This is a genomic window from Filimonas effusa (assembly GCF_004118675.1).
In the GTDB taxonomy this organism is placed as follows: domain Bacteria; phylum Bacteroidota; class Bacteroidia; order Chitinophagales; family Chitinophagaceae; genus Filimonas; species Filimonas effusa.
Window position 1 is genome coordinate 1,256,467 of sequence record NZ_SDHZ01000002.1, and the last position, 24,715, is coordinate 1,281,181.

A 24,715-nucleotide genomic window follows, 5' to 3' on the forward strand; every position below is an offset into this window, starting at 1 on the left:
AAAGACGATACCTCCGGCAGGAGAAAAAAAATTACAGGAAAAAGATAAGACTTAATACGCTCCTATGGAGATTACCTTCTTTAATTGCCTGACGGCTTTGGTGACATGGTTGTCGACAGACTTCACAGAAATGGAGAGGCAGGAGGATATTTCGGAGTAGGTGAAGCCATGAAAGCGGTGCAATTCAAAGGCTTTTTTGCGAATTTCGGGCATGGTGTCGAGCGCCTTGTATACCTGGGATTTGAGGTCGAACTCTTCGGAGGTGACACAGGATGACTCAGCGGAACGCAGCGCCACCACCTGGCTGGATTTCTGCTTTTTTCGCAGGTAGTCGATAAAAACGGTTTTGGAGATCCGGAAAAGATGCTGTTCCAGCGAGTAATGTTCGTTAAGGGAGCCACGGTACTTCCAGAGCTTGAGGAAAGTGGTTTGTACCAGGTCGAAGGCATCCTGTTCCGAATGTGTTTTTTTAAAGAAATAGCCATAAAGCCTGCCGCGTAGCTGCAGGAAAGCCTGTTCGAAGGCGAATTCATCCCCGTTTTTAATGGCAACAATCATGGCTATTTCTTTTTATGAGGCGGCTTATTTTTCTACTCTGAACCAGTCTATATCCACAAACCCGGCATCATTGATCTCGGTGGTGCGGGTAGCGAAGAAGCCCATTTTGGCTCCGATCCACTTACCTGGCTGGGCAATGAAAGTATCACCGGCTTTCTGGTAGTTGATATTATCGAAGCTGTAATAAAGCTGGCATTTGGCGCCTGCTGTGAACTGGCACCTGAGATAGATAACGGGGGCCTCTACTTTTACCAGCTCTTTTTCTATTTCAGGCTTACCATTACCGGCTCCTTTGCAAAGGCCGTGCACCAGGTAAATACCATCTTTTTTCGATTTAAGACCTATGGAGGTATAATCCAATCCCATTACTACCAGTCCTACCTTTTCTTCCAGTTTTGGATTTGGGGAAAATGAAAGTTTGGCGGTAGCCGTAAATTCATCGGCAGGTGTTTTCTGTAACAGCACATTGGGAACATCCCAGAGGCTTACAGCGCTATCCGGTACTTTATGCGTGTATAAACGCAGCGTGCCTTTGGTGGGGTTCATAAAACTCCAGGTAACACGCGGGTTGGCCTGCCACTGCCATTGCAAGCCCAGTTTAGGCTCATTGAATTCATCGGAATCGGCAGGTGTTGTAATAGGGTATTTTTTACCGGTATTGGGTTTCTTATAAGTAATTACCGGTTCTCCTTTTCCATCGCCGTCCGTATCTACACCAATCACCGGCCAGTCGTTCACCCATTTCATGGGTTGCAGGTGTACCACACGGCCGTAGGCATCTTTATCCTGGAAATGCAGGAACCAGTCTTCGCCGGTAACTGTGTTCACCCAGGCACCCTGGTGAGGACCATTGATGGGCGATTTGCCCTGGTCCATCACCACTTTGCGTTCGTAGGGACCATAGATATTTTTAGAGCGTAATACCAATTGCCAGCCGGTGGGAACACCTCCTGCCGGGGCAAAAATATAGTAGTAGCCATTGCGTTTATAGAACTTGGGGCCTTCGGTAGTGGGATCCTGGTCATGGCCATCGTAAACGATGACGCCGGCATCGGTTACAGCCGAACCTTCTGCATTCAGTTTCTTCACTGCCAGCAGGTTTTTGATACCTGCCCTGCTGCCGGCGAAGCCATGCACGAGGTACACATCGCCATTATCATCCCAAAGCGGGCAGGGATCGATGAGGCCTTTACCTGCTTCTACCAATACGGGGTCGGACCAGGGGCCTGTGATCTTTTTCGCTTTGGTTAAATAAATACCGAAATCGGGATCGGGATAATAGAGATAGAATTCCCCTTTCACATACCTGATGGCGGGCGCCCAAACACCATTGCCATGTTGTGTTTTGGAGAAATGATCCAGCGGCGTCTGGCGCAGCATGGCATGACCGATAATGGTCCAGTTCACCAGGTCTTTCGAATGCAGGATAGGCAAACCGGGAACTGCATCGAAGCTGGATGCAACGAGGTAATAATCTTCGCCCACCCTGATCGCATCAGGGTCGGAGTAGTCGGCATTCAATACCGGGTTTTTGTAAGTGCCATCACCATTGTCGGCCACCCATACTTTAGATACAAACGGCTTCGACTGGGCAAGAGCATGACTGGATAAAGCATTTAAGCCAACAAGTGCGGCCAATGCCACGGTTTTAGCGACAAGCGATGTAGAACGAGGTTTTAGAAGAGGAAGGCGATTCATATAGAAACAATTATGGTAAATCGTGCAATCGGTTGCATATTACGATATTTTTTTCTCTCCCGGATTTAGAAAGTACGCAAACGTTGCCGAAAACAGGAAAGGGCTGTAGAAACAGCCCCTTGTTTTGCTTGAGTATAAAAAAAAGAGATAATCGTTCTATTTCAGATAGCCTTTCAACGGGCAATCTTTTAAAGCAGCCAGCCCTTCGGCTACGGCGTTTGCATTTTCAGTAGCACCAGCCAGGTTGGTATGGGTGCCATCTACCGGGAAGAACTTTTTAATGGCGTCCTTGCCCTGTTGTTCCCACTGGTTTACGATCAACTGATTCAGGTTAATGAAAAAAGTGCCGCTGGCTTTGGTGACTTCTTCTGCCCAGTTTACATATTCGATCTCACGATCGACCTTATCCCCTTTCCATTTGTTGCGGGGAACCAGGGAGCATACGATGGGAATGGCTCCCTTCTCCTTTGCTTCTTTAATATATTTATTCAGGTACCAGCCATATGTATGAACGATTTCCGGCTGGCGGGTTTTAAGATTGAAGATGTGAACCGTGTCTTCACCAATACCTTTCAACGTACCTTTTGCCCGGGCAGAATCGTTGATCGCCGCCTGGTCGTTATGACCGAATTGTATCAGCACGAAATCGCCGGGTTTTAATTGTGCCAATACTTTGTCCCAACGACCATCGGACATAAAAGTGCGGGTGCTGGTACCGGCTTTTGCGTGGTTATGAAGACTGATGCGGGTTGTATCGAGATGCGCTTTGAGCAAGGTACCCCAGCCCCAGTATTCATTGGTACCGTTGCCATCACTATTCTGAACGGTAGAGTCGCCCACGACATATATTACAGGACGTTTTGAATCGATAATGAAGGCAGACAGCAATAGTAATAATGGCAGCACAATCAGAAGACGATTCATATGCCATTTATAGCGGCATAAGAGGGTCACATTACCAAGTTTCATGTTCGATATTGTATTTTAAAAGTAACTATTAAATGATTACAAGGCCCACAGTTTCTTCGGCTATTTACGGGTGGGTTTCCAGTTGTCGTTGCCTTTCAGTACACTTTCTACCGAGTAGGCTTCCGCTTCCTGCCTGGAAAGTTGTTTCATGCCCTTCCAGGGCGCCCTTTGAGAGAAGTCGGCGCTTTTTCCCGTGTTATTGTATTCGAACAAATGCAGTTTATCGCTTTCCGAAGCGTAATCCATACGCCAGGTGGTAGGCCATCCACGCGGGTCGATACGGTCGCCGAGATCGCTGTTGAGGATCGCCACTTTCGGATAATTGTGCCAGGGGCGGCCAATAGCTACCAGGCTGCCATCATCACCTTTCCGGGGACTGCCGGAAGCGAAGCTGAAACGGCATTTATCGAACACAAAACCATAGAGTTGCTTTTCGGGAGTAGAAGGCGCGGTGATCCATCCGCCGCCATAGCTTGCTATTTCGCAGTTATCGAAGAAGCCAATGCCACCACCATAGATATAATCGGTACGGCCAAGCACATAACAGTTATAGAAATAATTGCGTTTGCCATCGGCGGCCATGAGAATGGTATCCTGGTAGCCGGTGATATTACAGTTGCGGAAAATGATCTTATCGCCACGCAGGGTGAGTGCCAGTGCTTGTCCTACAGGCCCAGCCGTATTTTTGATACTGAGGTTCTCTAGGATGCAGCTATCGGCCAGGATGGTAAGCGTAGCAGAAGTACGGATAAGATCGGAATTGTGTTTCCATTTCACCCAGAGAGAATCGGGACATTTATTGGCAGAAGCGGGGCTGTTGCAATCGAAGATGGCGTAACTGATGATGGTTTTTTCCCGGCTCTCTCCTACCAGTTTCAGGTTACGTTTGTCCGCAGGAATGATCAGTTTTTCCTGGTCATAAAGACCGTTCTTAATGTAGATCACCGTTTGCTCCGCACTATTGGAAGGGCTTGCATCAATAGCCGACTGAACGGTAGTGTACTGCCCGGAGCCATCCTGCGCCACGACAATTTTCTGCTTCGCAGCGAAAACAGACAGGGAAGCGATCAGCAACACGGCCACAAACAAGAGTTTAGAAAAAGAAGCCACTGCGGGCTTTACAGGCAGGAACATACAATCGAATTAAAGGATGATTCAATAACATATCCTGCGGCAAACTTTCTACAGAGACAGCCACATGGGGATATGGGCCGTGGCGACATCCGTTTCCGGCATGCCGTTGGTTAAAAAAGGAATACGCAGGAAGACCTGCATCACCTCCGGCCAGGAGAAAAAATCAGTAAGTTTGACAACATGACCCGGAAGATTATCAGGTTCGCATGGCGGACGGCATTGGTGTTAGTGATTCTTTTTATTGTGTTGTTGCTGGTGCTGGACCGTTTTATCCAGTTCAGGATGGATAATGAAGAGATCACCGATTGGTTTGGCAAAAAAGGTGTACCCGTTGAAATCAACTATTACGAAACACATGGCCGTAAGCTGCGTTATATTGCTACCGGCAAGGATACCAGCGCCACCATTCTCTTTATTCATGGGGCGCCCAGCTCTTCTACCTACTACAGAGATTACCTGACGGATAGCCTGTTACTTAACCGGGCACATCTTATCGCGGTAGACCGCCCGGGTTATGGTTATTCGGGGTTGGCCAATCCCATTACTTCGGTAGAGGAGCAGGCGAGAATTATCCGCCCATTGCTGGATAGTTTGCAGCGTGTTCATCACCCGGTAGTTGTGGTAGGCGCTTCTTACGGCACCACCATCGCCTGCCGGATTGCCATGGATTATCCCGAGGTGGTAGACGGATTGGTATTGGTGGCTCCCGCCCTCGCACCCCGCCAGGAAAAGACTTACTGGTTCAGTCCTATGATAGAAAGCCCTTTGGTGCATTGGATCATTCCCCGGATGCTGCAAACAGCCAATGCCGAAAAGCTGGCTCATCCGAAGGAGCTGGAAGCCATGCTACCCCTATGGCCGCGTATAAAAGTACCGGTGCATTACCTGCAAGGCGCGAATGACGAACTGGTGTACACCAGCAATGCACCGTTCGCCCGGGAGAAGATGGTAAATGTTCCCTTCCTAAGTATAGACCTGATTCCCGGCAGGGGCCACCTGATTGCCTTTAATGAGCGCGAACGCATCCGCAACAGTATTCTACAGATGCTTAGCAGGGCGCGGCAGTATTGAGTCGCTCCTTTACATTATCACGGCATGGTTTTATTTTACCTTTTGTTATGCCCGAAAAGACTTTATCCATAAGAATAGGAACCAGCAATGTTGTACTGCCTTTTAATAAAACGCAGTTTCCGCCGGAGTTTCAATCCAGCTCCCGCCTGACTTATTATGCCAGCCTGTTCAATACCGTTGAGATAAACAGCTCCTTTTATAAGGTACCTCAATTCAAAACCTTCGCCCGCTGGGCAGCAGAAGTCCCGGAAGATTTCCGGTTTACCGTTAAGTTATGGAAGGAGATCACACATGTGAAAGGTCTTGCGTTTAAGGAAGAAGATGTTGTAGCCTTTATGCAGGCGGCGGAAGGGTTGGGAGATAAAAAGGGCTGCCTGCTGGTGCAGTTTCCTGGATCTGTTACCGTTTCGCTTTATTCAAAAGTGGAGAGGTTGCTGGAATTACTGCACGAGATTGGGGGTTGGCAGGTGGTGGTGGAGTTTCGTCATAATAGCTGGTATATAGGCGAGGTATACGAGATGCTGGATGAGTTTGGGTTCTCCGTGGTGTTGCATGATATGAAAAAGTCTGAGACCTGGGAGTTGAATAAGAAGGCGAAAGTGGTGTATGTCAGGTTTCATGGTACGGAGGCGAATTATGGAGGGAGTTATTCTGATGGGGAGTTGGAGAAGGTGAGAGAGCGGATTTTAGCGTGGGTGGATGAGGGGAAGGAGGTGTATGTTTATTTCAATAATACGCGGGGGGATGGGTTTGGGAATGCGCGCACTATATCTAATTGCATATAATAAGGACAAAGCCTTGAAATTATATTCTTTTGCATATAATCATTAATTATTTCCTATTTTTATATCGTATTGCATATAATTATTGACATGATTGATTCGTTAGCCGCTTTTGTAAAGGAGAGAAGAAAGAAAGCGAAGCTTTCTCAGGAAGAGTTTGCGCTACGTACCGGCGTGGCACTTACTGTAGTGCGTAAAATTGAACAAGGCAAAGGCAACCTTAACCTGGAGAAGGTTAACCATGTACTAAGCATGTTCGGCCATGAACTGGCACCGGTCAATAAGCAAGAGATCAACAAGAAAAAACATGAGGAGCGCGAGGATTTATTATAAGGAGCTAACAGCAGGCATTCTTACCGAAACTGATGACGGACTGTATGTTTTTCAGTATGATCCTGCGTACGTGAAAGAGTACCCTTCTCAATTCATTTGTTTTTCTATGCCGGTTACAGACCAATCTTACAAAGCAAACAGTCTCTTTCCATTTTTCGAAGGGCTTATACCTGAAGGCTGGCTTCTGGATATTGCAGCTACAAACTGGAAAATCAATAAGAATGATCGCATGGCACTCCTGCTAGCCTGTTGCAGCAATTGTATAGGTGCCGTAAGTGTCGAGCCAATAATTTCAGAACATGAGTAAACATTGTTTATACTGTTATCAGCCGCTTGCTGAAGATTCAGGCAATGATTTTCATGAACGTTGCAGTCTTACCTTTTTTGGAGACAAAGTGCCTCCCAGGCTAAGTTATACCCTGGATCAAATGGCTGAACTAGCAAAGAACATTGTTGAACGCAGGATCGCCGTTCCGGGCGTACAACCTAAACTATCCCTGACACTTGTCAAGGAAGTTCTGGAAGACGGTGCCAAGGGTCGACTAACCATCGTGAATGCTTTAGGTGGCAACTATATCTTCAAGCCGCCGCATCAGGACTACGATCAGATGCCTGAAAACGAGCATGTGACTATGCGTATCGCAGAAGAGGTGTTTGGCCTGAAAACAGTTCCTTCCAGCCTGATTCGCCTGCAGTCCGGTGAGCTATCCTATATCACAAAAAGAATTGACCGTACTGCCAGCAACGAAAAGATTCATATGCTGGACATGTTCCAGGTGTTAGAAGCCCGCGATAAATACAAAGGCTCTCACGAGCGAATAGGAAAGGCTATTGAAAAATATTCTGTCAATACTTTACTTGATCAAACAGAATACTTCCGCCTGGTACTTTTTTGTTTCCTGACGGGAAATACTGATATGCATCTGAAAAACTTCTCCCTGATTCAGGGAGAAGATGGTTGGGGACTCTCACCCGCATACGACCTTTTAAATGTTACCCTGGTTTTTGAAGATGAAGATGATCTGGCCCTTACCATTGGTGGCAAAAGAAGAAAGTTACTGCAACAACATTTATCAGATCTGGCTAGTGGTTTGGGATTGAATTCCAGGCAAATTAGTGCTACTTACAAAATGTTCTCCCAGAACAAACCACTTGCCCTGGAATGGCTCGACCGGTCTTTCCTGTCGGATCAGAAAAAGGAAGCGTACAAGGTTAAGATAAATGAGCGCTATGCAAGACTTGGGCTTTAGGAGGAACTGTGTTACTCAGCGACTTTTTCGTTAATGAAAATAATTCAGCTTATAGACAGGCAAACACAAAGCCAGCAATTCATCCAATACCGGAATCATTAAAAGACTGGTACCTAGCAAAAGGCCTCCCTGTACTACAAAATAGCCGGCCTCAAATACTTCAACTTTTGCTTCTCTTCTATTATTGCCGGTTAGCACAGCCGGAACCAATGCTGCCGTAATTCCAATGAGCAAGAGCAGCCAACATGCACCTATTCCAATCATAAAACAACAGGTTGTGGCCATATCCTTTAGCACATCGGACGGCTTCAACTTAATCCATATATCAACGGCCTGCCCGGCCGCAACCAATACCCTGTACATAATAATGCCGCCTGCCGCCAATATACTAGTCATCCATACGAACGTAGGCAACTGTATAACCTCGTCTTGTTCGCCTTTTCTTTTTTTCGAGGTTGCCCAGCGCGTAATCAACAGCAAAACCATAACAGCCGCTAAACCAGCTATCAATAGGGTTATTATTTTATTCATCATTTTATATTAATCTGAAGTCAATGATAAACGCCAATAATCGAGCTTGTCCACTTCTTTAGGGATCGCTCCGGCCGGAATACCGGCAGATGTTGTTTCCCAACAATAGTAAGGCTCGTTTTTATAATAGTATGCCTGCCCTGTTAAAGGAAGATGGATGCCCAATAAAGAATGGCTATAAAACTCACTGCTCAACACCGCTACTTTATAATTGTAGTGCCTGAATATAACATATAAAAATAAGGTCCGCGTATCGCAGTCACCTTTACTGGTAGCCATAAATTCTACAGGACTATTTATTCCAAACCTTTCATACTCATCACAACGGGCATTTTCGGAAGACAAATAGTCCCTGATAAATGCATCTGAATAAAGAGAGGGAGAACAAGCCTTTTCCAATACCAGGCAATAAGGTATTTGTTGTACAAACGAAACTATTACATCGGCGAATTGAACTGAATCCAGTTTATTAGCCATCTTTATACTATCAAACATTTCATATAAACCTGAAAGCCTGTTTTGATCGTGTCTTTTCAGCAAATACAGCATATAATCATACGCACCTTCACCTGAACCAGTTACAGCAATTGAATTTTTCCACTTATGCGCGCTGGAATAGTCACTAACCTTTATATAATAACTGCCTTCATAGAGCTTACCTTTATAATCGTACCATTTTCTATAATGACGGATAAGCGAATCCCTTTGCGATTCAGACGCCTGGTCTGTTTCAGCCAGCCTCGGGGATGGTGGTATTACCCCTGTGACACTATCATAATTGATTGCTTGTGGCTTAACTACCGAACGAACTCTATAGCCAGGGAATAATAAAGAGATTATAAAAAAGAGTGGCACCAAGACTATCATAGCTATCATCAGCCATTTCCAAATTATAACAGGCATCATCCTGAACACCAATATCACGCCAATAAACGGTAAAAACAAAATCAGGCGTGGCAGCAGCGCCAGCATAAACAGAGCTAGAATCACCCAACTGATAACGCCCTCAAAGCCGTTATAAATACTATTGGAATGAACACTCCTGACTGCTCCGTTCATCACCCACCATTTATGCGAATTCCCTGCTACTAAACCTTGTGATGCTGCCGCCTGTGCATAGCGTTCATTATCCACAGCTATTCCTTGTGGCATTACAGAAGGCGTTACATGAGACATTTCTTCGGGCAAATATTCTATTTCCTCATATACCTCTTTCAACTCATCCAGTATATAACCTGTAGCGTAGGTTTCTATGGTACCGAACAACTCTCTGCCCTCTTCCTGTTGCAGTTTGTGATTAAATGTAACGTCCGCAAATTGGGGATCATGCAGCACCACTCCAAAGTATTGAGTACTGCCTTCAATCACCAGGTGACAGGGGATAGTAGGCGGCAGCTTGTGCATAGGAAAGTTGGCATCGGGCTCAAAACCGAATGGTATTCCTTTAGAAATACCGTCATCCTTATTTACCCAAAATGTCACTTCATAAATATGAAACTGGTATCGTTTCACAAACAAATCAGATGCACCGGTATATTCATCCATTTCGGCCCAAAACTTTCCTCTCAGCCGGCCATACAAGTAAGTTAACCTGGGAATTGATTTTTCTATTACCACCCTTCTGAACCTCCTCCCCATTTCTGTTTCTATCTCGGATTCAGACAGACGGCTATATCTCACTTCTGGCGTTGAGCTCATTACCGGCATTGGGGCAGGCACCGCTTGCGGCGTACACACGGCAACAGCTGTCCTTTGCTTTCTAAAAAGCCAGAGCAGCAGGGCCAGCAGCAATAAGACTATAATAGTCAGGACAAGACTCACTCTTCTTCGGGATAAATAAGGGTTAATAAATCGGCTTCTCCGGCTAGTTTGATAGCATCATATTTTCGAATGGTGCGATAAGGATGATCTGCCCAATATTCATATTTTTCGACATCAGCCTTAAACAGCTCTTGTAGATGCTGCTTCTTTTTCACGAAGGCTTCGGGGTGAACAAGTTTCAATTTCTCCAGCCATGGCATCAATCTTTTCCAGCTCTGTGTATTATATCTTTCAATAGAAGCAATAAATGCTAACCGGTATTGCTCTTTGAATTGCTGATAGCTTTCCGAAACCAACTGGCGATCTATTTTTTCTTTCTCCTGGTAAAAAAGACTTTTTTTCCGGATAGAATATTTCAAATAAATCGGGAGAAGAAATAGGGCTAATACCAGTATCGTTATCAGCCAGGAACATGGATTCTCTCCAAGAATGATCTGGTTGGTCTTCATGTAAAAATTACTTTTGTCGATCAACCGCTGTAGCCGGTTATCATTCTTAATCTTCCCGGCTATCAATTTTTGAAGCACAACTATATTATGCAGTAAATAGGGATGCCCCCCATCGGATGAAGCCAGTAACTCATGCAGCTGAATCAGGAATAAGGAATCACTCTCCTGCTCCTCCCGTAATTTGGCATCCAATACCAGTCTCGTGCTATCTGAAATGTGTTTCCAACGATCAGAAAAGCGTCCATGCCAACTCGTAAGACTATCCAGCAACAACTTAACATCTGCCATATACATAGAGTCTTCGGATATTTTATGATGCAACCAGGCATATCTTTTTGCAACAGCTTCCCTGTTATCGGTTGTCACAATCTGAGTTTCGGACTGTACCAATTCATTACCGCACCGGCACTCCCCCGCAATTAAAGCGCTATCCGCTGCAAGCATCATTCTTGCCCTATATTCCGTTTTATACTTATCAAGACTCTCCTGCGCATAAGGAGAAAGCAAAAGCACATTTATCGGTTGGGCAATAATAACCGCCAGCAAAGACATGAAGACAAGCCTGAAGAACATTGCTACATCGATGTAAGATCTAGCCTTATCTAAAAGTCTCTTTTTCTTTACAGGAAGCAGCGCAGGTGACACCGTATGCAATAACAGCAGGTACATATTCGTAACCAGAAGCGCCCATACAGCGCCTATAGGAAAACACATCCACTTATTTCCCTGGAAAAGTGAATACGTAAAAGCAGTGGCACTTACCCAGCAACCGGAAAAAATGAGCAATACATAAAATCGTATATAACAGAAAATGCCCTGCGCATATTTGTCGCATCGCCGGATAAACGCCCGGTCTTCTCCGGCAAGGAAAAAATAAATAGATTTCAGGTTATGCATCTGCCTTTATACTTTGGATATAAGTATCCAGGTTTTCATTGATCTTTTGCATTTCCCTTTGCTTATACTGTTGTACAGCATAGGCTGTCAGCTCTTTCTGAATGTCGGTAACAACTATCTTTTCCTGGATGATACGATCTGCTTCATGGTTAATGATCAGATGCCTTTCCAGCCCCTGCTTATCTTTATAATAATCATATCTTACTTCTATTCCGTTTTGGGCCTTGATTAACTCATCTCTGTTTTCCACGAGGTAATCATAAGGCGTTTTGGTAAGCATTAGCTTAAAGAACACTGGCGTCAGCTCAATAGCCATAAATAGTAAGGTAATAAAAAGGGTAATTGTTACCCCGGCTATTTCGTGAGCCAATTTAATACGTTCCAGTAATCCATCCAGACCATTCGCGATCTTCTCATTGTTATTGCGTTCTTTCTCTTTTGCAGCTCTTAGTTCTACTTTACGCCTGTTTAGGTCAGCTACTTCGGCGCTGTGTATCTGATCGAACTGCTGTAACTGAACTTCCAATTTTTCCTGCTCTCTTTTCAGCGCTCTGGCAACAGGACCTTCTCCTTGTCCTCTTCCCCCCTGGCCTTGTGCAGTTTCGGCCTTGTATTGATCTTCATAATCTCTTATCCTTTGCATCAGGCTTTTCCGTTCTTCGCTTACCTGGCCAAAGTCTTGTTCCAGCTTCAGCTCCCTGTCCTTATATACCGAATCAACTTTTGCCTGGTAGGCTGTTTGTTGTTCCAATTGTTTCTCTCGGAGTTTGATATCTATCTCTGTTTTAAACATCCTTATTTCAACAGGCTTGGAAATCGTAAGTGCGATAATGGCTCCCATAATGATCCTTGGTAGCGCACCTTTTATTTCTTCCCAGGTAATAGCTTCCGTGCCATCTCCTTTGCCTGTACTTGTAACAATAAAGCGGTCGATATTAAAGATCATGAGTCCCCAAACAATACCAAAAAACAAAGAAGCAAGTACCGTAGGAAAACTGATGGCATCGTCAATAGCAGAACTCCGGGGTTCAAAAATGGTATAGAAGGCATATCCACCCGCCAAGCCTGCCATAGCACCTGTGGCAAAAACAATACCTCCCAAACAAACATACTTCACCCTATCGCTATAGGTGGCACGTTCCAGCAAATCACGGTCGCCACCAGCGGCCCTCCATAAGAAGCGAACAACGAAACCAGCTCTTTTTACGTTGCTGTAATCTTTTGTCATATATAATCGGCTTGGTTAAATAATGAAGGGGAGAAGGCCATAGGTGACACATTTACATTTATTACCCGGCTACAAGTCTGTGGCCTTTTCACCACAGCTATTTCGGGCAACGATACATTTATTTTTGTCATAAGGAAAGCTGGTTGCTCCCAGCCGGTGATTCTGGTTTTAAATGATTCAGTCTGTAGCATACAAATCGGATTAATTTCCAGGTAAAACACACGCCTGGAAAATAATCCCTGCACTACCAGTTCTAAACGGCGGTGAGACAGGTTGCTTATATTCAGAACAATATTCTCTTCTATAAAAACGCCATATCCACGAATCTTACACCACAGAACATTCTTACAATGGGTTTCGACAACCAGGTAGCTCTGCTGAAAAAGATAGCGGTAAGAATACCGGAAGAAAGCCACCTGAATAGCCTTCTTCCGTTTAAAAAGAAGAAGAAATACCCGTGAAAGTATTTTCCATTGTTTAGTAAAGGTTGCAAGCAGCTTAAACATAGTAAGACTTTCATTATCGGTTTCCTCTCACCAGGCTTAGCCTTTAAGTTTGCTATCTACACAATCCATGAACTTATCTCTTGGACGCGGCGCACTGATTGACTTGCAGCAAGATTCTACTGCCTGCAGGATCTCGGATTCTGATTTCTTAGGATAATGCTTTTTAAGCTTCCTCACAATGTAATCTCTTTCCCAGCTTTCAGTACAAGCAACTTTAGAGCGGTCTTGTCCGCCTTTATTTTTCCGATCATCGTAATCGGACCAATCTTCATTTAATACAGGATGTGGCATATCTGTGGTTTTTAATTAAGAACTATCCAAAAATAGATAGGACAAAACGGGATTTTTTACGGGAAACCGTAGCTGGAAAATATATGCAACTAACAACCGCGGCATTTGAGATACATTTGTTCTCAGAAACCAACACCACAAGTATGGAACAGTTCAAGCAGTTTGCTTTTAAAAAGATTGGCGTGGTAGACCTGGATGATGCGGGTAATTCTTATGAGCTTTCGGCCTACCAGGATTATGTGAAGGTTTTCTTTATTAAGGCCGGCGGCAAAATGCAGGTCGATTTTACCGAATATGAACTTGAACAGGATAGCCTTTTCTTCCTTAGCAGCAACCAATGGTACCAGATCAAAAGCGATACTACCGCAGGCACCCTGCTCTACTATAACCGCGACTTCTACTGCGTGGAAATCCATGATAAGGAAGTGGCCTGCGACGGCATCCTCTTTCACAATGCCTACGATATTCCCGTCGTTCACCTCGATGCGGCACAGTCGCTGGATATTCAACGCATTCTGAACGAGATAAAATCGGAGCTGGCAGGCGAGGAAAGTACGCTGGAGGAAATGGTCCGCATTCTTCTTAAACAGATCATTATCAAGGCTACACGCATCTGGAAACAGACGCACCAGGCCGAAGAAAATTCCAACGAAGAGCTGGAGTTCTCCCGCCAGTTCAGCCAGCTGGTCGAGTGGAATTATACTTCCAAACATAGTGTTGCCGACTATGCCGCGCTGCTGCACCTCACTCCCAAAGCGCTGCATAAACGACTCGCGAAATACGCCCATACGACTCCCAATGATATCATCAAAAACCGGATCATCCTGGAGGCGAAACGGCTTTTGGCGCATACTGAATTGAGTGTCAAGGAAATAGGATATAAACTCGGGTATGAGGATCCTTCTTATTTTATCCGGCTCTTTACACACCAGGTGGGACTGGCACCGCAGCAATTCCGCAAGTCGTACCAGCATTCGGAATAGTGGCGGGATGAGTTAAAATACAGTACCGGATGGCGTTTCAGGCACCTGGAGCAGCTTTAAGGGGCTCTTAAACGGCTCCAAGGCGGCCCTGGCGGCATTTTTACCCCCTTTTTTGTAACATTTTAAGGCGCTTTGGGGGAAAATGTACCATGAAAAAAGAAAAACGTGCATTGTCCGTCCGGGCAGGTTGGGTTAAATTTGTACTAACAAATTGAATTGAACCATTTAAACAATAGATTATGGCACTAGCATTCACTGATGCGAATTTTAAAGAGGAAGTACTGGACAATGCCCAACTTACAGTTGTTGATTTCTGGGCTGAATGGTGTGGTCCTTGCCGCGCTTTGGGTCCTGTTGTAGACGAACTGGCTACTGAATATGCCGGCCAGATCAAAGTAGGTAAACTAGACGTGGATAATAACCCCGACGTTAGCGCTGAATATGGCATCACTTCTATCCCTGCTATCCTTTTCATTAAGAATGGCCAGGTAGTAGACAAACAAGTAGGCGCCGTTCCTAAATCTGTACTGGTGAAGAAAATCCAGGCACATATTTAATAGCCGTACGAGCAGGTTCTCTGTTTTGCGACAGAACGACATATGACTGAGGCCGTATCATTCTTTTGATACGGCCTCTTTTTGTTCCGGCACCTGCGGGAGCAATATGCATAGCCTGTTTCACTAATCGGTACCCGTTTTCTCCTATTGACTAAAGTCATTGTTTTCCCTTGCTTACAGGTTGTATTATTGATCTTCCACAGCCTGTCTATTTATTATTGAAAACAGGCGCCTTTCCTACCTTAATAGTTTTCTCTACATTACTATCCATCTACGAAAAAGAACGCTTTATATGTATACGATGAGTATACTATGAGTATATGCAAACCTGTCCCTCCCGGCACCTTTACCACGCCGGCAAAGCGCCGGCACATTATTTCCACAACCCCAATTCCCCGGAATCGCATAAATTGCTATTACCAATTACACGATTTGCCTACTGCCATGTTCCATATGATTGCCAAACCGTACTGCCTGAGCCGCCATAAACCGCTATTGCTTTTTAGCTGTTTTTACCTGGTCTTTGTTCTGTTTTACACTACCGTAAAAGCACAATCCAATCCGCCTTTTTCTTTACTTGGTAATGAACAGGGTTTATCGAACAATACGGTGCGAAGTATCTTCCAGGACCATAATGGCTTCATGTGGATGGGCACGTTCGACGGGCTGAACCGTTATGATGGCTATGATTTCAAAGTGTTCCGTAACAAACAAAACGATACCGGCTCGCTGGTTCATAATATTATCCTGGCTATTACCGAAGACAGCCTTCATCATTTATGGATAGGCACGCGGCAGGGGCTTAGCCGGCTATCACCCCTATTCGAAAGATTTCAGACGGTACGCCTGGCTGGTAATGGCAACCAGCAGGCATTGAATTGTGTGATAAAGGATCTGCGATCCGACAAGCAAAGCAATCTTTTCATTGCCACTGAAGGAAACGGGTTGCTGGTTTGCCCGAATGCCACATTGCTAGCACAGCCTATTCCATTGATCGCCAATAATACCAGTGTGTTGCAATACAGCGTTAAAGCGGTGAGATGTGATCTTTCGGGTAATGTATGGGCGCTGATCCCTAAATATGGGCTTGCGCGTTACGATCGTCAAAGCCGGAAGCTGGTATTGATCAACACAGCTTTACCCGATGCCGGTTGCCTGGAGGTTAAGGGCAATATGTTGATGATTGCCAGTAACACAGCGCTTTACTATTACACTCCACAGAACAATCAACTGGTACCGGCCACTGATTACCGCATGCAGCAACCGTCGGCCGGCGGCATCGTTTGTTTTTCCATCGATGAAGCGGGCATGTGCTGGATAGGCACTACTGCAGGAAGGTTGCTGGCATGGAATACCAAAGATGCAAACGCTACCTGTACAGATGCCAACATAAGCCCCTGGCCCATTAAAGCCGCCGGCTTTCATGCTATTTATATAGACGGACACTCCCGCAAATGGATAGGCACCGCAAGGGATGGCGTTGGTATCATCGATGTTCATAAAAGCCGTTTCCATACTGTAACTGCTGAAACCAATGGCCAGGATTTCACCAGTGTCATCTCTGCCTTGTATGAAGCGCCGGACGGCAAGTTGTTCATGGGCACCGATGGGGAAGGTATTTCCATATGGGACCGGGTAACGAATAAACGTATTGCTTTAAAGAGTGTTCCCGGCGATGCCGCAACCCTGTCCGACAATGCCATTACCGGCATCAAAGCCGATAGTCGTCAACATACCTGGATCACTACTTTCCGGCAGGGTGTTAGCTGTTACCATGCTGCTACAGGCAAAATAGAAAGGTATAAACTCATCAACAGTATCACGCATACAGAAGACAAGGTAACGTATGGCCTGCTTGCCGATCGCAATAATCGCGTCTGGGTTTCTACCTTAAGACAGAACAGCAGTTATGGCGCTCTGTATTTATTCAATGATGCGCTAAACAGTTTTGAATTATTCGACAACAAACTCTCCGACCTGTTCACGCTTTATGAAGATCGCAACGGAGACATGTGGGGCGGCAACCTCAACCAGCTTGTAAAAATAGACCGGGTAAATAAGAAACATGTTTTCTATCCCATCGGTCATGCCGTAAGGGGGATTTATGAAGACAGTAAAGGCAACTTATGGCTGGGTACAGAAGGCGGCGGTCTACAGCTGTTCGACAGGAAACGACAGCAAGTAACTACGCGCTATACCGTGAATGAAGGGCTTTGCAGCGATGTAGTACTGACCCTACTGGAAGAAGGGAATGGCCGTTTATGGGTAAGCACGGTTCATGGTCTTGCCCGGATCGATATAAGCCAACATAGTATCCAAAACTATTACCAGACAGATGGACTACAAAGCAACCAGTTTCATTATAACAGTGCGCTGGCCTTACGTTCGGGTGAGCTAGCTTTTGGTGGCATCAAGGGTATGAATATCTTTCGTCCTGCCGGGATCCGGGGCGAACACCTGATGCCCCCATTACGACTTACTGACCTTACCATCAACAATACCCCTGTCACAAAAGATTCCGGCGCGGTCAAGAATACGACAGCAGGTACTATCAATGCCATTACCGTTCCGTATAGCGAGGCGGTGCTGGGTTTCCGCTTTACAGCACTGGAATACAGCGCTCCCGGAAAGATCTCCTATGCTTACTATATGGATGGATGGGACCGAAGCTGGAACTATACCGGCAACCTGCGCTCGGCTTTATATACGCACCTGGATGAAGGCACTTATACTTTCCGGGTAAAGAGTACCAATGGCGAAGGAGAATGGAATCTGCAGGAGCTGGCGATTCGCGTAGTAGTATTACCACCCTGGTACCGAAGCTGGTGGGCTTACCTGTTATATGCAGGCTGCGCGCTGGGCGGACTTTACCTGCTCATGGGTTACCGCATACGCCAGAACAGATTACAATATGAGATCAAAGTAGCACAACTGCAGGCACAGCAGGCAGAACTTAAAACACAGAAAGAAAAAGAGGTGAATGAAAAACGGCTTGCTTTCTTCACCAATATATCGCACGAATTCCGGACACCGCTCACGCTGATCATAGATCCGGTGAAGGAAATGCTGAAGGCCGAAGAAGATGTTTCTCAAAAGAATGAGCTGAACATGGTGTACCGTAATGCACGCCGGCTGTTAAGCCTGGTAGATCAATTACTGTTATTCCGCAAAGCGGAGTCTGGCGCCGACAACCTGCGTCCCGTGCAGCTAAATGCAGTAGAGCTCTGCCGTGAAGTGTTCTTCAGCTTTGTGCAACAGGCACGTATCAAAAAGATCGACTACCAGATTCACTGCCCGGAAGAAGAACTTTTGTTGTGGGCAGACCGGGAAAAACTGGAGATCATTTTATATAACCTGTTATCCAATGCCATCAAGTTTACGCCTGCCGGCGGCCAGATCGTGTTACAACTTACCTCATCGGCAACAGCAGCAGAGATCACAATAACGGATAATGGGCCGGGCATACCTGCTAAAACGGGAGAGAAGCTATTTCATCGTTTCTACCAGGTGCCGGAGCATTCCAGCTCGTCCAAGAGCGGGTTCGGCATTGGTTTGTATTTAGTGAAACATTTTGTGCAGCTGCATAAAGGCCAGATAAGTTATGAAAGTGAACCGGGTAAGGGCACGCGCTTTCATATACATTTCCTGAAAGGAACCGCCCATCTTGGGGGACAGGAAATCTACGGAGCCGGATCAAAGGCCAGCCTCACCGGAAGCAGTCCTGACTCAAAAGGCAATGCGTCGAGTGGAGGTGAAGCAACATCAAAGAGAAGCTCTCCTGAAGATGGAACAGATTTATATGCACAGTCTGCCGACATTACTACACCGCAGGAAAACCATCCGGCTGAAAGCGGGGCTGCGTTTGAAGAAATGCCCGAAGAAGCTGATAAAGGCAAAGAACTGGTGACGCTGGTTACGGAAATACCCACTTTACTGGTTGTTGACGATGATGAAGACCTGCGTCGTTATGTATCGCAGGTTTTCAGCAAAGACTTCAACGTATTACAGGCCATCAACGGTGAAGAAGGGCTTCAACTGGCCGAACAATATCTTCCCAACCTTATCATCAGCGATATTACCATGGAAGCCTTGGGCGGGGTTGAACTATGCCGGCGGGTAAAGGAAAATCCGTCGCTGACGCATATTCCTGTTATCCTGCTTACGGCTACTACGGCATCGGAAATCCGTTTACAGGGGCTGGAGGCAGGCGCCGACGATTATATTACCAAACCTTTTGAAAAGGAACTGCTGAAGGCCAGGGCCATCAACCTGCTGAAAAAGCATAACTCCCTGCAGCAATTCTTCTATAACGAGATCACACTTCAGAAAAACGACAGCAAGGTTTCAGTAGAATACCGCGAGTTTCTACAGAAATGTATTGAGATAGTGGAGGAATATCTCGATGACGAAACCTTCTCCATCAAGACCCTCTGCACCAAAATGGGCATGAGCAGGTCGAGCCTTTACCGGAAAGTGAACTCGGTATCAGGACAGTCCATTGTAAGCTTTATCCGTTTCATCCGGTTAAGAAAAGCCGCTCAAATGATGATCGACACGGAGAACAATATCACCGAAATCGCTTCACTGACCGGCTTTAACGATATCAAATATTTCCGGGAACATTTCTCCCGGCTGTTTGGAATGCGGCCGTCGGAATACATCAAGCGGTTTCGCAAACCCTTTCATAACAAGCTGCAGGTCAATAAGAACATTATCAAGCCGGATTAAGATCCCCCTATTGTAAATGAGCAAAAACACCCCTGTTTTAGGATCATAATACCACCCCCTATCGCAGGCAGCCGCTCTACTTTTGGGTTACTGGCGCAGGAAACGCCATGAACTACAACAACCCAACTAAGGATTGCTATGCTTTACTTGAAACCATGCTGCGGCAAGCCGCTGCAGCTTTCTGCTGCCCCATTGCAGCCGACCGCTTCGTTTTTAAAGTCTGTCAGATTAACCCTTTCGTTAGTATCTGCGAACAAGTGCATAACCGCTACTTTAACCGGGGCGTACCAGCAAACTGCTCCACTAGCCAGCAATCACAGGTGTATAAGCGTACCATTAACGGGCAATCAACGGCGCATCTCCTATCCTTTAACCGGAGTGCACAAGCAAATTGCTCCACTAACCAGCAATCACAGGTGTATAAGCGTACCATTAACTGGCAATCAACGACACATCTCCTATCCTTTAACCAGGGCACACAAGCAAATTGTTCCACTAGCCAGCAATCACAGGTGTGTAAGCGTACCATTAACCGGGGCATGGGAATACGCGACTATTTTGCCGACAGCCAACGTATCCGGCGCCTCACCATCGTCTTATTCGCGTCGCGAGGTATTACTGTTAGTACTGCTTCTTTGCCTTTGCCTTATTTCCCAGGCGCAGCGGTTAGTTACTTACCCGGCACCTGCTGCTGTTGTCTATAATATGCATAATGACGACTACACGGTGCGTGTACGTGAAGCCGGTGGCGACTGGCAAGACCTGTTTGAATACAAGGTCAGGGTTGATCTCGACAAAGTGCAGGAAGCCTCCATGGTACATTTCGATATGGCTGGACCGGTAGAGGTAATGGTGCGGAAGAATAACGGAGGCATTCAATCTGTAAGGGTAAGGCCTGCTATTCATGATATCAAACCCCGCATAGACGGCAATGTTATTTATTTCACCCTGCAGGATCCCAGGAAATTATCGATAGAGTTCAACCACGACAAACTGCACAACCTGCATTTGTTTGCCAGCGCTTTGGAAAAGGAGCGGCCATCCGCAGCCGACAGCAATGTGGTTTATTTCGGCCCCGGCGTTCACTACCCGGCCGACACCGTTAAAAAGATCTTCAGGATCAAATCCGGCAAAACAGTGTATATCCATGGCAGCGCCATTGTGAGAGGACAGTTTTTATGTGAGGGCGTTAAAAACGTACGCATTATTGGTCGCGGGATTATAGACCAGGCCCAGGAAGGAGTGGCCATTCACCATTCGGATCAGGTAGAGGTGAATGGTGTTACTTTCATCAATCCCAAACACTACACCATTAGCGGCGGCGCCTCGCGGCATGTAACCATAAAAGATATCAAGTCGTTCAGTTGCCAGGGATGGAGTGACGGCATTGACCTTATGAGCTGCTCCGATGTCGTGATCGACGATATATTCATGCGTAATTCGGACGACTGCATTGCCATTTACGGGCATCGCTGGAATTTTTATGGTAGTGCACGCAACTATAGCATCACCAATGCCACGCTCTGGGCCGATGTAGCCCACCCGATCAATATAGGGCTGCATGGCAATACCAATTATGCAGGAGATACGATTGAAAACATCCACTTCCGGAATATCGATATTCTTGAACAGGATGAGGATGATCCGAATTATGAAGGCTGCATGGCCATTAGCTGCGGCGATTTAAACCTGATCCAGAATATCCGTTTTGAAGATATACGGGTAGATGATTTTGAAGAAGGACAGTTGTTTAATATCCGGGTGGTATATAACAGCAAGTATAACACCGGCCCGGGGCGCGCGGTCAGGAATATTCATTTCAAGAACGTAAGTTATAACGGAAGTAATACCACCTACCCTATCATTGCCGGGTTAGACAAAGACCACAAGATAGATGGTATTACGTTCGAAAATCTTGTCATCAATGGCAAGCTGGTATTGAAAGCTGCCGATGCCAATATGCGTATAGGTGCTTTTGCAGAAAATATTCAATTCAAAAAATAGCCCTAAACCCATTTCATCCAAGATTCTCATTTAAAAAAAGCTGTATGAAAAAAGTGTTCATGCCAAAACGAAGGCCGGCACTACTTGCGCTGCTCTTATTGCCGGCAGTTGCTGCTTTATCGCAAACAGCAGGCAACAAAACTGCTGATAGCGATAGTACTGTCATTGTACAAGGAGAATATGTAGAAGCATTGTTTGCGCGGCAACGCGCCAGCCGGTCGCTGCATGCTGTTTCTACTGTTTACACTCCTCAATTAGCCACTACGCCTCACCCGCAGTTCCTGCAGGCATTGCCAGGGCGGCTGGCAGGCCTTAACATCGGGTTCACCAGCGGCGGCCCGGGTCTTGACGGTAACGGAATGACTTTCAGTATCCGTGGCGCCAGGGCGCAGATCATTCTTGTCGACGGCGTAGAGCGTGGTTATCTATCGCTCGACCCGGAGCAGATCGAGTCTATATCAGTATTAAAGGACGCCCTTTCTACCGTGATGTTCGGGCAGCGCTCATCCTATGGTATTCTCGATATAAAAACACGCAAAGGCGACATGGGCAAACCCAGGCTGTCGTTCACGGTACAGTCAGGATTTGAAACGCCGGGCACTTTACCCAAACCATTATCGGCCTGGCAGTACGCCACCCTATATAACGAAGCGCAGCAGAACGATGCAGGAACTGCCGTTATAATACCAGTGTATTCACAGGAGCAGATCAACGCCTACCGCAACCATACAGATATCTATGGTTATCCTGATGTAGACTGGTATAGAACTGTACTCAACAAAAACGCAGGCATCACCCGTTACAACTTCAATATACAAGGCAGCGGAAAAGGCTTCCGGTATTTTGTAGACCTGGACAATGTGAAAGAAAAGGGATTATTTAAAACCAGCAGCAACAATTCTTATAATACCAATTCACAGCTGGACCGTTATATCCTGCGCTCCAATGTTGGGCTGGATGTTACTGCCAGCACCTTTGTGCAGTTGAATCTCTTTGGCAGGTTTCAGCGTTATAACCAGCCTGGCGCCAGTGTTTCGACCATCATGACGGCATTGGTAAATACACCCCAGAATGCCTACCCGGTTTATAATCCTAATGGCAGTTATGGCGGCACCAGTACCTATGGCGGTAACGTCAATATTTATGGCCAATCCGTATCGAGAGGTTACCAATTCCAGGATGTAAGAGATATTGCCGTAGACCTCGATGTAACGCAAAAGCTGGATGTAGTTACAAAAGGCCTTTACCTTAAAGTAAAAGCCTCGAATAACAACACCGCCTATTATAATACGGCACGCCTGAAGGATTTCGAGGTGTACCAGTTCATCAATAACACCTATACCAAGTTTGGCAATACTACAGAGCAAACAAGTACCGGCACCCCCAATGAACGTTCGCGTATCGTGTATATTGAAGGTAGTATCGGTTACGACAGATCGTTCGGGAAACATGCCATCACGGCGCTGGCGGTAGCCAACCAGCAAAGCAGGCTGGTATTCAATACAACCAATCTTCCTGAAAACTATACGGCCTATTCCGGCAGACTGAACTACAGTTATAACGACAAATACATAGCGGAAGCAGCAGCCAGTTATGGCGGCTATAACCGCCTTACCCCCGCCAAACGATGGGCAACCTACTGGGCTGCAGGTATTGGCTGGAATATTCACAATGAAAACTTCATAAAGCATCATGCCTCCATTATCAGCAATCTAAAACTGCGCGCCAACTATGGCATCACAGGCCAGGCCAATGCAGGTTATTATGCTTATATCCAGACTTATTATAACAATCTTACCAATACCAACAATGGTGTGGCATACTGGTACGGTCCCGGGTCTTCACTGGAACGTAGTACCGGTGAAAATGCGATCGCCAATCCCGACCTGGCTCCTGAAAAAGCCCGCAAGCTGAACATAGGAATGGACCTGGGTTTATGGAAAAACAAACTCAGCTTCACCGCCGAGTATTTCTACAATAAATATTCCGACCTGGTAGCTACGCCGGTAATGACAACAGCAGTACTAGGTTCAGGATATCCTGTACAGAACTATCAAAAATTCAACTATTGGGGTACCGATTTATCGGCTACCTGGCAGGATAAGATCAAAGGATTCTCTTATTTCGTTACCGCCAACTTCTCCTGGGTTCAATCGAAAGTGGTTTATAATGCAGAACTACCCAAGGCTTACGATTACCAGATCACAACCGGTAAACAGGTAGACCTCCAATATGGCTATACTGCTATTGGCTTATATAAAAGCTATGATGAGATCAATGATCCCGGCACAGCGGTATTACCTGCTGCACCAAAATCATCGTTACGTCCGGGCGACATCCGTTATTTAGACAAGAATAATGACGGTATTATAGATGTGAATGACCAGGCTCCTATTGGCAGTGGCAAACCAACAATTTACTACGGTACCACTTTAGGATTCAGTATTGCAGGCTTTGATTTCAGCGCACTGATACAGGGCACTATGAACCGTCAATCGTATATCGGTGGCACCAACGGCACGAATGGCACCAATGGCGATTTCATGAATGGCTTTGGCAACAGCGGCGCTTACAATGCATATGAATACAGGCTTGACCGTTTTACAGCAGCCACCGCCGCAACTGCCACACAGCCCCGGGTATGGCTCGGTAGCAACACCAACAATACACAAACTTCTTCTTTCTGGATCAGGGATAATGATTTTGTGCGACTGAAGAATGTAGAGATCGGTTACACGTTACCGGAGCGGCTTACAAAGAAGATAGGCATTCCCAATGTACGCGTGTTCTCCAACGGTCTTAACCTGCTCACTTATGCGGAGATACATAAAGTTCGTAAAGACATGGATCCTGAAGCATGGGGATCGGCCTATCCCATCATGAAGGTCTTCAACTTCGGTGTCAACATTAAATTTTAACTACAAA

At 46.0% G+C, this 24,715-nt stretch carries 20 protein-coding genes; 11 read left to right on the forward strand and 9 right to left on the reverse strand.

Features of this window, described 5'->3' with window-relative positions:
• Positions 1 to 51 precede the first annotated feature (51 nt).
• The 4 genes from ESB13_RS16300 to ESB13_RS16315 form a co-directional block, all read right to left on the reverse strand.
• Positions 52 to 558, reverse strand: coding sequence for an RNA polymerase sigma factor (locus ESB13_RS16300; protein ID WP_129004692.1), 507 nt, complete (start codon positions 556 to 558; stop codon positions 52 to 54).
• Positions 559 to 582: 24 nt separating this feature from the next.
• Positions 583 to 2,256, reverse strand: a complete 1,674-nt coding sequence (locus ESB13_RS16305) for a glycoside hydrolase family 43 protein (RefSeq protein WP_129004693.1) — start codon at positions 2,254 to 2,256, stop codon at positions 583 to 585.
• A 156-nt stretch (positions 2,257 to 2,412) separates the two neighbouring features.
• Positions 2,413 to 3,180, reverse strand: coding sequence for a rhamnogalacturonan acetylesterase (locus ESB13_RS16310; RefSeq protein WP_246022585.1), 768 nt, complete (start codon positions 3,178 to 3,180; stop codon positions 2,413 to 2,415).
• 105 nt (positions 3,181 to 3,285) lie between these two features.
• Positions 3,286 to 4,359 carry a pectinesterase family protein gene (locus ESB13_RS16315; RefSeq protein ID WP_129004695.1) on the reverse strand — a complete coding sequence of 358 codons (1,074 nt, stop codon included), beginning with the start codon at positions 4,357 to 4,359 and terminating at the stop codon, positions 3,286 to 3,288.
• A gap of 180 nt (positions 4,360 to 4,539) precedes the next feature.
• Here ESB13_RS16315 and ESB13_RS16320 point away from each other — a divergent pair, with 180 nt between their 5' ends.
• The 5 genes from ESB13_RS16320 to ESB13_RS16340 all read left to right on the forward strand — a co-directional run bounded on the left by ESB13_RS16320 (position 4,540) and on the right by ESB13_RS16340 (position 7,795).
• Positions 4,540 to 5,430 (forward strand): alpha/beta fold hydrolase, encoded by an 891-nt coding sequence (locus ESB13_RS16320; RefSeq protein WP_129004696.1) that lies wholly within the window; start codon positions 4,540 to 4,542, stop codon positions 5,428 to 5,430.
• A gap of 47 nt (positions 5,431 to 5,477) precedes the next feature.
• Positions 5,478 to 6,215, forward strand: coding sequence for a DUF72 domain-containing protein (locus ESB13_RS16325; protein WP_129004697.1), 738 nt, complete (start codon positions 5,478 to 5,480; stop codon positions 6,213 to 6,215).
• Between the two features lie 87 nt (positions 6,216 to 6,302).
• Entirely contained in the window at positions 6,303 to 6,545 is a 243-nt protein-coding gene (locus ESB13_RS16330; protein ID WP_220399689.1) for a helix-turn-helix domain-containing protein, read from the forward strand.
• The gene (locus ESB13_RS16335) at positions 6,520 to 6,852 is read left to right on the forward strand and encodes a HipA N-terminal domain-containing protein (RefSeq protein ID WP_129004698.1); all 333 of its coding nucleotides are present in this window, start codon (positions 6,520 to 6,522) and stop codon (positions 6,850 to 6,852) included. The genes ESB13_RS16330 and ESB13_RS16335 overlap by 26 nt, the downstream gene beginning before the upstream one ends.
• Positions 6,845 to 7,795 carry a HipA domain-containing protein gene (locus ESB13_RS16340; protein ID WP_129004699.1) on the forward strand — a complete coding sequence of 317 codons (951 nt, stop codon included), beginning with the start codon at positions 6,845 to 6,847 and terminating at the stop codon, positions 7,793 to 7,795. Before ESB13_RS16335 ends, ESB13_RS16340 begins: the two co-directional genes overlap by 8 nt.
• 30 nt (positions 7,796 to 7,825) lie before the next feature.
• Here ESB13_RS16340 and ESB13_RS16345 read toward each other — a convergent pair whose 3' ends face one another.
• The 4 genes from ESB13_RS16345 to ESB13_RS16360 all read right to left on the reverse strand — a co-directional run bounded on the left by ESB13_RS16345 (position 7,826) and on the right by ESB13_RS16360 (position 12,721).
• The gene (locus ESB13_RS16345; protein ID WP_129004700.1) at positions 7,826 to 8,329 is read right to left on the reverse strand and encodes a hypothetical protein; all 504 of its coding nucleotides are present in this window, start codon (positions 8,327 to 8,329) and stop codon (positions 7,826 to 7,828) included.
• A 6-nt stretch (positions 8,330 to 8,335) separates the two neighbouring features.
• Complete coding sequence (locus ESB13_RS16350; RefSeq protein WP_129004701.1) at positions 8,336 to 10,024, reverse strand: hypothetical protein; 1,689 nt, start codon at positions 10,022 to 10,024, stop codon at positions 8,336 to 8,338.
• Positions 10,025 to 10,143: 119 nt separating this feature from the next.
• Positions 10,144 to 11,493: a hypothetical protein gene (locus ESB13_RS16355; protein WP_129004702.1), complete on the reverse strand. Its 1,350-nt coding sequence runs from the start codon at positions 11,491 to 11,493 to the stop codon at positions 10,144 to 10,146.
• Positions 11,486 to 12,721 carry a DUF4407 domain-containing protein gene (locus ESB13_RS16360; protein ID WP_129004703.1) on the reverse strand — a complete coding sequence of 412 codons (1,236 nt, stop codon included), beginning with the start codon at positions 12,719 to 12,721 and terminating at the stop codon, positions 11,486 to 11,488. Before ESB13_RS16360 ends, ESB13_RS16355 begins: the two co-directional genes overlap by 8 nt.
• A gap of 263 nt (positions 12,722 to 12,984) precedes the next feature.
• Here ESB13_RS16360 and ESB13_RS16365 point away from each other — a divergent pair, with 263 nt between their 5' ends.
• A complete protein-coding gene (locus tag ESB13_RS16365; protein ID WP_129004704.1) occupies positions 12,985 to 13,182 on the forward strand; it encodes a hypothetical protein in 198 nt (65 codons plus the stop codon).
• A gap of 81 nt (positions 13,183 to 13,263) precedes the next feature.
• On the opposite strand, the gene ESB13_RS16370 is transcribed toward ESB13_RS16365, so the two are convergent.
• Positions 13,264 to 13,518 carry a hypothetical protein gene (locus tag ESB13_RS16370; RefSeq protein WP_129004705.1) on the reverse strand — a complete coding sequence of 85 codons (255 nt, stop codon included), beginning with the start codon at positions 13,516 to 13,518 and terminating at the stop codon, positions 13,264 to 13,266.
• 83 nt (positions 13,519 to 13,601) lie between these two features.
• Between ESB13_RS16370 and ESB13_RS16375 the strand changes: the two genes are divergently transcribed.
• The 5 genes from ESB13_RS16375 to ESB13_RS16395 all read left to right on the forward strand — a co-directional run bounded on the left by ESB13_RS16375 (position 13,602) and on the right by ESB13_RS16395 (position 24,708).
• Complete coding sequence (locus tag ESB13_RS16375) at positions 13,602 to 14,501, forward strand: helix-turn-helix domain-containing protein (protein WP_246022586.1); 900 nt, start codon at positions 13,602 to 13,604, stop codon at positions 14,499 to 14,501.
• A 239-nt stretch (positions 14,502 to 14,740) separates the two neighbouring features.
• A complete protein-coding gene (trxA, locus tag ESB13_RS16380; protein ID WP_129004706.1) occupies positions 14,741 to 15,058 on the forward strand; it encodes a thioredoxin in 318 nt (105 codons plus the stop codon).
• A 453-nt stretch (positions 15,059 to 15,511) separates the two neighbouring features.
• Positions 15,512 to 19,786 carry a hybrid sensor histidine kinase/response regulator transcription factor gene (locus ESB13_RS16385; protein WP_164974243.1) on the forward strand — a complete coding sequence of 1,425 codons (4,275 nt, stop codon included), beginning with the start codon at positions 15,512 to 15,514 and terminating at the stop codon, positions 19,784 to 19,786.
• A 558-nt stretch (positions 19,787 to 20,344) separates the two neighbouring features.
• Positions 20,345 to 21,790, forward strand: coding sequence for a glycosyl hydrolase family 28 protein (locus tag ESB13_RS16390; protein ID WP_220399690.1), 1,446 nt, complete (start codon positions 20,345 to 20,347; stop codon positions 21,788 to 21,790).
• 44 nt (positions 21,791 to 21,834) lie between these two features.
• A complete protein-coding gene (locus ESB13_RS16395; RefSeq protein WP_129004709.1) occupies positions 21,835 to 24,708 on the forward strand; it encodes a SusC/RagA family TonB-linked outer membrane protein in 2,874 nt (957 codons plus the stop codon).
• Positions 24,709 to 24,715: the final 7 nt, after the last annotated feature.